The sequence below is a fragment of the Immundisolibacter sp. genome, from assembly GCF_041625615.1.
GTDB lineage: Bacteria > Pseudomonadota > Gammaproteobacteria > Immundisolibacterales > Immundisolibacteraceae > Immundisolibacter.
Genome location: NZ_JBFJTF010000069.1, coordinates 1 through 11,645, shown reverse-complemented (window position 1 = coordinate 11,645; position 11,645 = coordinate 1). Strand labels below are relative to the sequence as shown.

The window sequence follows — 11,645 nt, the reverse complement described above, 5'->3', positions numbered from 1 at the left end:
GTGCATCGAAGCGCGCGATGGCCGCCTGCACGTGTTCCTGCCGCCGCTGGGCGAACTCGAACACTACGTGGAACTGCTGGCGGCGCTCGAAGCCAGCGCCGCGGCGTGCCAGCTGCCGGTGGTGATCGAAGGCTACGAGCCGCCGCGTGACGGCCGCCTGGAACGGCTCATGGTCACCCCGGACCCGGGCGTGATCGAGGTCAACGTGCACCCCGCGCCCAGCTGGGACGCGCTGGTCGACACCACCACCACGCTGTATGCCCTGGCACGCGAGGCGCGCCTCGGCACCGAGAAATTCATGCTCGACGGCCGCCACACCGGCACCGGCGGCGGCAACCACATCACACTCGGCGGCCCGACCCCGGCCGACAGCCCGCTGCTGCGCCGACCCGACCTGCTGCGCAGCCTGATCACCTACTGGCAGCATCACCCGGGCCTGTCGTTCCTGTTCTCGGGCCTGTTCATCGGCCCTACCAGCCAGGCACCACGGGTCGACGAGGCCCGCCACGACAGCCTGTACGAACTCGACATCGCCTTCCAGCAGATGCCGGCCGGCGAGGCGCCGACGCCGTGGCTGGTCGACCGCCTGCTGCGCAACCTGCTGGTGGACCTGACCGGCAACACCCACCGCGCCGAGTTCTGCATCGACAAGCTGTACGCCCCCGGCAGCGCCAGCGGCCGGCTCGGCCTTCTTGAACTGCGCGCATTCGAAATGCCACCGCATGCCCACATGGCGCTGTTCCAGGCGCTGCTGCTGCGCGCCCTGGTGGCGCGCTTCTGGCGCCAGGCGTATCGCCAGCCCCTGGCGCGCTGGGGCAGCGGCCTGCACGACCGCTTCATGCTGCCGCACTACGTCGCCGCCGATCTGCGCAGCGTGCTGGCCGAACTGCGCGAGGCCGGCTACCCGTTCCAGGACGACTGGCTGGACCCGTTCGTCGAGTTCCGCTTCCCGCACTACGGCACCGTGCAGGTGGGCGACCTCGCGCTCGAACTGCGCGCCGCCCTGGAGCCCTGGCACGTGATGGGCGAGGAAACCACTGCCGGCGGCACCGCCCGTTACGTCGACTCCTCGGTCGAGCGCCTGCAGGTGCGCCTCAGCGGCACCGCCGACGGCCGCTATGTCGTGGCCTGCAACGGCCGAAAGGTGCCGCTGCAGGCCACCGGCACACACGGCGAACAGGTCGCCGGCGTGCGCTACAGGGCCTGGAATCCGCCCTCGGCGCTGCATCCGACCATCGGCCCGCACACACCACTGGTGTTCGATATCATCGACACGTGGAACGGCCGTGCCGTGGGCGGCTGCACCTACCACGTGGCGCACCCCGGCGGGCGCAACTACGAAACCTTCCCGGTCAACGCCTATGAAGCCGAGGGGCGCCGCATCATGCGTTTCTGGAATTACGGCCACACCGCGGGCGCCATCGTGCCACCGCCGCCGGTGGCGGCACTGGGCCGGTTCCTGCCCGAAGGCAGCCTGCCGGCACCGCTGACGCCGCCGACCGAAGCGGTCAACACCGACTACCCGCACACGCTGGACCTGCGCCGACAGCCGCGCTGAGGCGGCCGTCGCACCTGCTGACATGCCGACGCCGCCGAGCGAACTGGCCGCCTCGCTTGCCGAGTGGAGCGGCCTGCCGGACGACACCCGCCACCCGCAGCGGGCCCGCCTGACCCAGGCCCTGGAAGCACTCGGCCCGCAGGCCCTGGGCAACCGCGCCCAAGAGGCGCGGCGCCTGCTGCACGAAACCGGCACCAGCTACAACGTCTATGGCATGGCCGACGGCGCCCGGCGGCCGTGGACACTGGACGTCGTACCCCTGCTGATCGGCAGCGACGACTGGGCCGCCATCGAGGCCGGCCTGGCCCAGCGCGCGGAACTGCTGAACCTGCTGCTGACCGACCTGTACGGCCCGCGCGAGACGCTGCGCCGCGGCCTGCTGCCACCGGCGCTGGTGTTCGGCCATGGCGGCTTTCTGCGCCCGTGCCAGGACATCCGCCTGCCCTCCGCCCACCAGCTGCCGCTGTACGCCGCCGACCTGGTGCGCGACTGCAACGGCCGCACCTGGGTGCTGGCCGATCGCACCCAGTCACCGTCCGGCATCGGCTACGCCTTGGAGAACCGCCGCGTCACCGCGCGCGTGCTGCCGAGCCTGTACCGCGACGCGGCGGCCCACCGGCAGGAGCCGTTCCTGCGCGCGCTGCGTGGCAACCTGCTGGCGGCGGCCCCGCCGGCGGCGCGGCACGAACCGTCCATGGCCCTGCTCACGCCGGGGCCACACAACGAGACCTACTACGAACAGGCCCAGCTGGCCGGCCTGCTCGGCCTGCAGCTGGTCGAAGGCTCGGATCTGGTGATGCGCGGCGGACGCCTGCACCTGCGCGCGCTCGAGGGCCTGACGCCGGTGGATGTGCTGTGGCGGCGCGTCGACGACGCCTGGTGCGACCCGCTGGAACTGCGCCCCGACTCCTTCCTCGGCGTACCGGGACTGGTGGAAGCGGCGCGCCGGCGCCAGGTCAGCGTCGTCAACCCGCTCGGCAGCGGCGTGCTGGAAAACCCGGCCCTGGGTGCCTACCTGCCGGCCCTGGCACGGTATTTCCTGGGCGAGGAGCTGCGCCTGCCGAGCGTGGACAGCTACTGGTGCGGTGACCCACAGCACCTGTCCTACGTGCTCGAACACCTGCCACAGTTGGTCATCAAGCGCCTGCAGCGGCGCATCGACGAGCGCTCGGTTTTCGGAGCAAACCTCAGCCGTCGGGAACGGGACATGTGGCGTGACCGGCTGCGCGCGCAGCCGGCCCAGTTTGTGGCCCAGACCGCCATCATGCCGCGACCGGCGCCCTCGTTCGTCGACCAGCAGCTGCAACAGCGCCCGGTACTGCTGCGCGCCTTTCTGACCGCCGGCAACGACGCCTACCGGGTGTTGCCCGGCGGGTTCGCACGCACGGCGCCACAAGCCGACACGCTGTTCATCAGCAACCAGGCCGGCGCCATGGGCAAGGACGTGTGGGTCCTGGCCAGCGAGCCCGAACCCGAAACGATGCAGCTGCCGGCGACGCCACCTGCGGGGATGGCCCACGGCGAGCTGCCGCGACGCGCGGCCGAAAACCTGTTCTGGGCCGGACGCTACCTGGAGCGGGCCATCGCCGCCCTGCGTCTGCTGCGCCTGACCCTGGACCCGCTGGCCGACAGCATGCCGGCGCCATGGACCACGCAGCGGCTGCAGGCCCTGGTGCAGACCCTGGGCCGCCTGACCGCCAACCATCCGGGCGCCGCCACACAGGCGGCCCCCGAGACCCTGCCGCACCGGTTTCTCGATCTGCTGACCGACGCCCAGCACCCCGGGGGCGTGGCCTTCAACCTGCAGGCGCTCGGCCAGGCGACCGAAGCGGTGCGCGAGCGCCTGCCGGAGGACGCCCTGCACCTGCTGACCGACGCCCCCTGGCCTCCGACGCCCGCCGACCCCAGCGAACCTGTCGAACGCCTGGCGGTCACCAGCCAGCGCCAGCTGCAGGCCCTGCTGGCACTCGCAGGCGCACTGCACGACGCGCTCGAACATGACACCGGCTGGCATTTCCTGGAACTGGGCCGCTGCATCGAGCGCGGCCAGAACCTTGGCGTGGTGCTGCGCAGTCTCCTGTGTGACGCCGCCAGCCCACCACGGCTGGACGCCGCGCTGGCCTTCTGCGACGCGATGCCGGCCTTCCGTCGCCACCGCCAGCAACGCCCCGAAACGACCGTGGCCCTGGAGCTGCTGCTGCTCGACCAGCGTCAGCCGCGCAGCCTGGCCGCCCAGTTGCGCGCTATCGAGACCCATCTCGCCGCCCTCCCCCACGGCAGCGACGGCGTGCGCCTGGACACCGCCGGCCGCCTGGCACTGGAAGCAACCAGCCGCCTGCGCCTGCTTGACCTGACCACCTTCACCGGCGACCAGGGTCTCGACGCGGCCGCCCTGGATCAGTTCCTGGCCCGCGGCGAGTACCTGCTGCGTGCCCTGTCGGACACGGTCGCGAGCATCCACTTCCAGACGCCGGCCGCGCCCCACCCGCTGCTGCATGTGCCGGCCGACCCACCGTGAACTACCGCATCGTCCACACCACGCGCTACCGCTACGAGGCGCCGGTGGCCATCAGCCACAACGAAGCGCACCTGCTGCCGCGCAGCTTCGCGGGGCAGACACTGACCGGCGGGCGCCTCGACATCCAGCCGCCGTGCAGCGACTACCGCGACCGGCAGGACTACTTCGGCAATACCGCAAGCTATTTCGCCATCCTGCAACCGCACCAGGACGTGACCATCACGGCCACCTGCGACGTGCGCCTGACGGCGCAGCGCCGCCAGTTGTGGCTGGGCGGCGACATGGACTGGCAGCAGGCGCGCCAGCGCCTGGCCGCGCCGAACGATGCCGAACTGCTGGACGCCATGCAGTTCTGCCTGGACTCGCCGCTGGTCCGCGCCGAGGCCGCGCTGCACGAGTACGCCGCCGGCAGCTTTGCGCCCGGTCGCCCGCTGACCGATGCCGTGGCCGATCTGATGACGCGCATCCACGCCGATTTCGCCTACGACCCCGCCGCCACCGACGTCACCACCCCACCGCTGGAGGTGCTTCGCCGCCGCCGCGGGGTGTGTCAGGACTTCGCCCACCTGGCCATCGGCTGCCTGCGCAGCCTGGGCCTGGCCGCCCGCTACGTGAGCGGTTACCTCGAAACCGTGCCGCCGCCCGGACAGGCCAAACTGGCCGGCGCCGACGCCTCGCACGCCTGGTTGCAGGTTTACCTGCCGGATGTCGGTTGGCAGGATTGGGACCCGACCAACAACCTGCAACCCTCGGACCGTCACGTGGTGACCGCCTGGGGCCGCGACTACAGCGACGTGCCGCCCCTGAAGGGCATCATCTACGGTGGCGGTGACAACCACACTATCGACGTGCAGGTCGACGTCACCCCGCTACCCGACACCCCGAACGCGTCATGAACCACCCACGTACTGCCAGCGAGTTCCTGCGCGCCAGCCGCTACGGCGTGCTGGCCACCCAATCGCGCAGCCTGCCCGGCTACCCGTTCGGCTCGATCACGCCCTATGTGCTCAGTGCCACCGGCGAGCCGGTCATCTACATCAGCACCCTGGCCGAACACACCCGCAACATCGCCGACGACCCGCGCGTGTCACTGACCGTGTTCGACCCGGCCGATGCGGCCGACCCACAGGCCGGCCCGCGCCTGACCTTCCTGGCCGACGCCTACCGGCTCGCACCGTCCGACGCCGCCGCGACCGGCGCGCGCTACTGCCGATTTTTCCCGGCGGCACGCGCCTACGCCGACACGCATGATTTCGCGTTCTACGCGCTGCGCGCGGTGCGCCTGCGCTTCATCGGCGGCTTCGGCCAGATCGGCTGGATCGAGCCGGACGCCGTCGACCTGCGCAACCCGCTGGCGGAGGTCGAGGCCGACATCGTCGAGCACATGAACCGCGACCACGCCGACGCGGTGCACACCTACTGCCGTCACTATTTCGGCGTCGATCCGGGCCATGCCGAGCTGGTGGGCGTTGACCCGCACGGCATCGACATGGTGTCCGACGGCACGCCCCGACGACTGACCTTCGACACGCCGGCCGATACCGCCGACACCGTGCGTGGGCGCCTGATCGACATGCTGCGTCAGGCGCGTCAGGCCACCGCCGTGTGACGCAGCGCTTACACTGCGCACCCATTTACGCCAGCACCGGCGCCGAAAACAGGAGAACTTGCATGGCCCGCATCGCCCGCATCGACACCGCCGACGGTCCGCGCCACATCGCCGAGGACAGCACCGGCCAACGCCGCTTCATCGACGGCGACCTGTTCGGCGACTGGCAGATCAGTGACCGCGCGGCACCGGCCGATGCCCCGCTGCTGGCGCCGGTGGCGCCGCCCACGATCTACTGCATCGGCCTCAACTACCGCAAGCACGCCCAGGAAACCGGCGCCGCCATCCCGCAGTATCCGGTGCTGTTCATCAAGGCGCGTGCGGCCCTGCACCACCCCGAACAGCCCATCCTCATCCCCACGCAGGCACCCAGCCACAAGGTGGACTACGAATGCGAGCTGGCCGTGGTCATCGGCCGTCGGGCGAAGAACGTGCGCGCCGCCGACGCCCTCGACCACGTGCTCGGCTACACCTGCGCCAACGACGTCAGCGCCCGCGACTGGCAGATGGAGTGGGGTGGCGGACAGTTCTGTCGCGGCAAGTCGTTCGACACCTTCTGCCCGCTCGGCCCGGTCCTGGTCACGGCCGACGAAATCCCCAACCCCAACGCGCTGGATATCCGCACCGTCCTGAATGGACAGACGGTGCAGTCCGCCAACACCAGCGACATGATTTTCGACGTGCCGACGCTGATCGAGTTTTTGAGTGCCGACTGCACGCTCGAGCCCGGCAGCGTCATTCTCACCGGCACCCCGAGCGGCGTCGGCGCTGCCCGCACGCCGCCGCTGTGGATGCAACCCGGCGACGAGGTCCGCGTGGAAATCGACGGCATCGGCGTGCTGCGCAACCCCGTGGCGGCGTCCTGACGGCATCGTTCGCCCCCTCTTGCAACCGCCCCACAACGGGCTTAACATCAACGCCGACTGACCGGTCGGTCCACCCCTCCGAACCAGTTAGTTGTTACACATAATGACGAACCCCTCCCCTCCCAAACCCTGTGCCGCCCCCGCCCACCGAGTCCGACGGGCGGCGGCGGAAATTTTTTCCAGTCAGGGCTACGACGCCGCCTCCATCAGCGCCATCGCAAAGCGGGCCGACGTCAGCAAGGCAAACATCTTCCATCACTTCAAGAGCAAGGCGGCTCTGTACCAGGAAGTCCTGAAGAACGCCTGCCGCTCGTTCACCGACTCCATCGACGCGGTCTCGCGGCTGGAAGAAGACGGCATCGGACGCCTGAACGCCTATGCGCGCATGCGTCTGTGCGATTACATCGAAGATCCCATGTCCAGCCGCCTGGTGCTGCGTGCGCTGACCAGTGACTGTGACGAGAGCGATATCCAGCCGGTGCGCGACGACTTCGCCGCCAGTTTCCACCGCCTGGTGGAGCTGATCCGCGCCGGCCAGACCGCCGGCCAGCTACGGGCCGACGTCAACCCGGCGCTGATCGCCGTGCTGGTGAACGCCGGCAACGTGTTCTATGCCCAGACCCGCCCCCTGCTGCGGCATTTTCAGGACATCGACTTCGCCGACGACCCTCACGACTACAGCGCGCAGATGATGGACATCCTGACGCGCGGCATCGCCGCCGGCTAAGACACCGTCCGGCACCGCCGGAACCCGCGCTCGGGAGCATCCCGACACGGGCCGGCGGCGACGCGTCGGCCGCGGGGTTCTCGGCGGCTCAGCCGAAACGGCCGTCCAGGAAATCCAGCACCAATTGATTGAAGGCCTGGCGCTGCTCGATCTGAATCCAGTGGCCGCAGTGGTGGAACATGTGCAGCTGGGCGTTGGGCATGCGCTCGGCCACGTACAGGCTGGTGCTGGTCGGGATGAAGAAGTCCTCGCGCCCGTGTGTCACCAGCGTCGGGTGGTTCATGGCGCGCAGCTCGTGCTCCGGCACCACGAAGGCGTCCACGTGCGTCTGTGCGTCGCCCGGGAACATGGCCTCGAACTGGGTGCGGATGCGATCCTGCATCACCAGTCCGTAGCGCTGACGCGCAATCGAATCCACGTCGCCGCCCAGCACGTCCGGGTTGTGCAGGAACTTGCGCACCAGGTACGCCAGCTCCTCCTCGGTGCCGGTGCGGTAATAGCCCCAGCCGCGACGCAACCCCTCGGTGGTGGTGAACGGCGCGCCGACCGCGCCCATCAGCACCACCCGCTCGAAGCGCTGCGGATGGCGACGCAACAACTGCAGCGTCACACCACCGCCCATCGAGTTGCCGACCAGGTGCGCCTTCTCGATGCCAAGGCCGTCCAGCAGCGCGATGATCTGCGCCGTCCACACATCGATCCACGCCGCCGCACCGGTGGGCGGCGCATGGTGCTGGCTTTCGCCGAAGCCGGCGATGTCGGGCGCGATGGCACGGTAACGCTCGCCCAGGAACGGCAGCGCATGCACCCAGTTGGACATGGCGTTGGCGCCCGGGCCCGAGCCGTGCAGCAGGATCACCGGCGGCGCATCGGCAGCGCCGCAGGTATGAAAGAAGGTTTCGAAACCGCCGGTAGGCAGCCGACTGCTGACGACGTCAGGCATGGTGATTCTCCCCTGTGAGGCGTGGTTGGCCGGCCGCCATGATAGCGCCGGACCCGCTCAATACACGGCGAGCACCTGCGTCAGCAGCACCTGCACGAAGCCGATCAGCCCCCCCACCAGCACGCCAAAATAGGTGATCGCGCGAAACTGCTTGCGCGAGAACCCCAGCACCAGCGCCTCCAGCTTGGCCACGTCGAGCGCGTCGATACGGGCACGAATGCGCTCGCGGATGTGCTCTGCGCTGGGCCCGTCGGCCCGCGCCAGCGCGTCGACCTCACGCAACAGCAAATCGCCGGCCATGCCCTTGGCCATCGACAGCATGGCCGCGTTGGCACCCAGCAGGCCACCGAGCTGCTCGACCATGCCGGCCACCTTGTCGCGCAAGCGCGCGCGCACCGGCTCGGTCAGCAGCAGATCGGCCACCTGATCACCGTCGAGCACGTGGGCAGTGAACGTGTCGGCGATGGCCTCCGCGATCTGCGCACGTTCCCGCGGGATCAGCCCCGGCGTCAGCGGCACCCCAAGACGGCCGATGCGCCAGGGCTGGTAGGGCCGAAACAGCATGCGAATGGCGATGTCGTTGGTCACGCCACCGATCACGGCGCCAATCAGCGGCGGCAGCACCCAGCCGGCCCATGCGCTCATGCCGACACCCGCACGGCCGCCGCCGGCCCACTGACGCTGTCGTCGAAAAGCGGCGCCGTGACCACGCGGTTACGGCCGGCCCGCTTGGCGGCATACAGCGCCCGGTCCGCCGCTTCCACAAGATCCTCGACGCGTCGCTCGCCACTTGGCCGCACGCTGGCCACGCCGGCGCTGATGGTGACCATCTCCCGCCCGGCGCCGGGTGCATGCGGCAGTTTCAGGTTCTCGACCGCCTGACGCAGGGTGTCCGCCACCGCTGCGGCGCCACTGGCGGGAGTCTGCGGCAACACCACCGCGAACTCCTCGCCACCCAGGCGCGCCACCAGGTCGCCGTGACGATGCACCACCTCGCGGGCGGCAGCGGCCAGGCGTCGCAGGCAGCTGTCACCGCCGGGATGACCGAAATGATCGTTGTAGGGTTTGAACTCGTCCACGTCGAACACCACCAGCGCCAACTCCCCACCGTACCGCTGGACACGCTGCCATTCACCGGCCAGGGTCTCGTCGAAACAGCGCCGGTTCGCCAGGCCGGTGAGCTGATCGAGGCGCGCCAGACGGGCGAACTCCACCTCCAGCTGCAAGCCATCGACGTACGTGCGACGCAGCTCCATCCCCGCCAGCGCGCTGGCAAACGCCAACAACAGCAACGCCGCGGCAGCATCCGGCAGCGGCGGCGAACCAAACAGCATGAGCCCCAGCGGCGCCGCCAGGGCCGCGACCAGCAAGCCGAAAAACGGCCGTCCCAGACGCGCCAGGGCCGGGAATTCCACCAGAACGGCGGCGCTGAGCACAACCCAGGTCAACACCTGCTGCACCGCCGGCGCATTCATCACCAGCAGCACACTGCCACCGCCCCACACCAGGCCGGTCGTCAGCGCCGCGCTGGCGTAGTAATTGCGCCACCGCCACAGGCGATCGTCGCTCACCCGGTGGCGGTTGAACCGCCCGACCAAGCGCAGGCGCCCGACGGCGATCAGCAGCTGCATCGACAGCCACGCCGTCAGCACCGGCGCCGACAGCACCGGCCACAACACGCCCATCAGACCGATGGCACACGACACGCTGAGCAGCGCCGGCAAGGTACCGCGCCGGTACAGGTCGACCACCTGCCGCCGCAGGTTGGCGCGAGCGCCGGGCGCCGCGCCGGCGGCGACACGCACGTGCCCGATCCCGCGGCCGGCCCGGTGCCGGCGGCGCCGTCGGGCCGACATCACGTCGTCCACTCAGCGCTCCGTCGGTCCCAACCCCACATCGAACAGGCTGTCGAGGTCGTGCCGCGAGAAGGCGCGGAACGCCAACAGCGTCTCCGTGCGCTCAATGCCCGGCAGCGCCGCCAGCTTGTCGGTGACCAGGGCCGACAGGTCGTCGGCCTCGGCCACCCGTGCGATCGCGACCAGGTCGTGCCGGCCGCTGACCGAGTACACCTCGGCAATGCCCGGCAGTTCGGCCAGGCGCTGCGCCAGCGCGCCGACCTGCCCCCGTTGGGCGTCGATCAAAACGAATGCGGTAATCATTGCGAAACTCCAGGCGCGTCGGATGCCTCGGCCGCCGCCAGAGCGCGGCGCACGGTCGGCAGCAGCGCGTAAGCCGGAAAACATAGCAGGAACGTCAACAGAAAATAGTCGCGGTAACCCATGAGCTCGGCGCCGAAGCCACTGGCAAAGCCGGCCAGCGAGCGGCTGAGCGCGAACAGCGACGACAGCAGCGCGTACTCGGTGGCTGCCTGACGGTGATCCACCACCGCCATCAGACAGGCCAGGAACGCCCCGGTACCGAGTCCCCCGGTGAACGACTCGGCCATGCTGGCGGCATACAGCACGCCCGCGGACACCTCGCCGACACCGGCCACATGCGCCGCGTAGGCATACCCCAGGTTGGAGACGGCCTGCAGCAGGCCCAGCGACCACAGGGCATGGAACACGCCCAGCCGATGCGTGATCACGCCGCCCAGCACGCCGCCGGCGACCGACAGCACCAGTCCGACGTTCACCGACACCAGGCCGATCTCGCTGGCGCTGAAACCGGCATCGACCCAGAACGGCTTGACCATCAACCCCATGGCGGCGTCGCCGAGCTTGAAGGTGAGCGCGAACGCCAGCACGCCCAGCATGTGCGGCCGGGCCATCAGCGAGGCGAACGGCGCCGCCACGGACGTGCCCGCGCGCGCCGGCTGGCGCGCCGCCAGCACCGCCAGCGCGACCGCCAGCACCGCCAGCACGACATCGGTACGCTGGCCGAGCCAGCCGAACTGGCGGCCGATCAGCCAGCCGAGCACGGTCAGCACGGCCAGGCCGGCCAGCACGCTGCGCGGCTGGCTCACCAGCGCGCGCAGGTCGGCCAGCCGCGGCGGTGCCCCCAGGCGCGGCCGCTCCGCCGGCGCGGCGCCGCACAGCACCGCCAGCGCCGCCAGCAGGCCGCCGGTGGCCAGATAGGTGCCGCTCCAGCCGATGCGGTCGCTGAGCATCAACAGCACGCCGGCGGCCAGCATGCCGACCCGGTACAGGGCAATGCGCACCCCGTTGGCCAGGCCCAGCTCGGCCCGCGGCACGTGCTCGACGGTGTAGGCGTCGATGGCAATGTCGTTGGTGGCCGAGGCCAGCACGAACACGCCCAGCACCAGCCACAGCTCGGTACGCCCGGGGTCCAGACTGGCCAGCGCCAGCATGCAGCCGGCCATCAGCAGGTTCGCGGCCTGCATCCAGCGCCGGTGCCCGCGCCAGGCGTCCACCGCCGGCGCCCACAGAAACTTCAGCGTCCAGGCCAGCCCCAGCAGGCTGAG

11 protein-coding genes are annotated in these 11,645 nt (G+C 70.2%); 6 read left to right on the top strand and 5 right to left on the bottom strand.

Going from position 1 to position 11,645, the window contains the following annotated elements; genetic code table 11:
* From ABYX71_RS07025 to ABYX71_RS07000, 6 genes are all read left to right on the top strand, one after another.
* Positions 1–1,558 (top strand): transglutaminase family protein (locus ABYX71_RS07025; RefSeq protein WP_372695799.1); only part of this gene is annotated, 1,558 nt, incomplete at its 5' end.
* A gap of 22 nt (positions 1,559–1,580) precedes the next feature.
* A complete protein-coding gene (locus ABYX71_RS07020; RefSeq protein WP_372695798.1) occupies positions 1,581–4,076 on the top strand; it encodes a circularly permuted type 2 ATP-grasp protein in 2,496 nt (831 codons plus the stop codon).
* Positions 4,073–4,972 (top strand): transglutaminase N-terminal domain-containing protein, encoded by a 900-nt coding sequence (locus ABYX71_RS07015; RefSeq protein WP_372695797.1) that lies wholly within the window; start codon positions 4,073–4,075, stop codon positions 4,970–4,972. The genes ABYX71_RS07020 and ABYX71_RS07015 overlap by 4 nt, the downstream gene beginning before the upstream one ends.
* A complete protein-coding gene (locus ABYX71_RS07010) occupies positions 4,969–5,685 on the top strand; it encodes a HugZ family protein (protein ID WP_372695796.1) in 717 nt (238 codons plus the stop codon). The genes ABYX71_RS07015 and ABYX71_RS07010 overlap by 4 nt, the downstream gene beginning before the upstream one ends.
* A 62-nt stretch (positions 5,686–5,747) precedes the next feature.
* Positions 5,748–6,551 (top strand): fumarylacetoacetate hydrolase family protein, encoded by an 804-nt coding sequence (locus tag ABYX71_RS07005; protein ID WP_372695795.1) that lies wholly within the window; start codon positions 5,748–5,750, stop codon positions 6,549–6,551.
* A 103-nt stretch (positions 6,552–6,654) separates the two neighbouring features.
* Entirely contained in the window at positions 6,655–7,278 is a 624-nt protein-coding gene (locus ABYX71_RS07000; protein WP_372695794.1) for a TetR/AcrR family transcriptional regulator, read from the top strand.
* A gap of 88 nt (positions 7,279–7,366) precedes the next feature.
* Here ABYX71_RS07000 and ABYX71_RS06995 read toward each other — a convergent pair whose 3' ends face one another.
* The 5 genes from ABYX71_RS06995 to ABYX71_RS06975 all read right to left on the bottom strand — a co-directional run.
* The gene (locus ABYX71_RS06995) at positions 7,367–8,221 is read right to left on the bottom strand and encodes an alpha/beta fold hydrolase (RefSeq protein WP_372695793.1); all 855 of its coding nucleotides are present in this window, start codon (positions 8,219–8,221) and stop codon (positions 7,367–7,369) included.
* A gap of 57 nt (positions 8,222–8,278) precedes the next feature.
* Entirely contained in the window at positions 8,279–8,866 is a 588-nt protein-coding gene (locus tag ABYX71_RS06990) for a DUF445 domain-containing protein (RefSeq protein WP_372695792.1), read from the bottom strand.
* A complete protein-coding gene (locus ABYX71_RS06985; protein ID WP_372695791.1) occupies positions 8,863–10,026 on the bottom strand; it encodes a diguanylate cyclase domain-containing protein in 1,164 nt (387 codons plus the stop codon). The genes ABYX71_RS06990 and ABYX71_RS06985 overlap by 4 nt, the downstream gene beginning before the upstream one ends.
* A gap of 63 nt (positions 10,027–10,089) precedes the next feature.
* Positions 10,090–10,380 carry an Lrp/AsnC family transcriptional regulator gene (locus tag ABYX71_RS06980; RefSeq protein WP_372695790.1) on the bottom strand — a complete coding sequence of 97 codons (291 nt, stop codon included), beginning with the start codon at positions 10,378–10,380 and terminating at the stop codon, positions 10,090–10,092.
* A partial coding sequence (locus ABYX71_RS06975) for an MFS transporter (protein ID WP_372695789.1) occupies positions 10,377–11,645 on the bottom strand: 1,269 nt, incomplete at its 5' end. The genes ABYX71_RS06980 and ABYX71_RS06975, both read right to left, overlap by 4 nt.